1 protein-coding gene is annotated in these 255 nt (G+C 63.9%); it reads right to left on the bottom strand.

Going from position 1 to position 255, the window contains the following annotated elements; genetic code table 11:
• The coding region (locus AC066Y_RS43405; protein WP_478279160.1) for a transposase at nucleotides 1-255 on the bottom strand (255 nt) is incomplete at both ends.

Genomic DNA, 255 nt, shown 5'->3' with positions numbered 1-255 from the left:
GACGAAGCTCCTTCGGCAGCTTCAACCGGACGACAGTCAGGATCTCGTCGAGGCCTTCGAGGATGCTGGCCGCTACGCCGGGCCATTGCTGGTCGAGTCGACGCGCGAGATCGCGGATCAATTTTTCAGCCTTGTCGGCGTCATCGAGCTCCCAGGCCTGGCGCAGCACCCGACGGGTGGCCGCATGATGCTCTTTCGGCAGGCGTTCCATGATGTTGCGCGCCTTGTGGATCTGGCAGCGCTGGATCGCAGCGG

The sequence above is a fragment of the Bradyrhizobium sp. USDA3010 genome, from assembly GCF_056429065.1.
The sequence above is the reverse complement of the archived record's forward strand: the minus strand, read 5'-3'. Positions and strand labels throughout refer to the sequence as shown.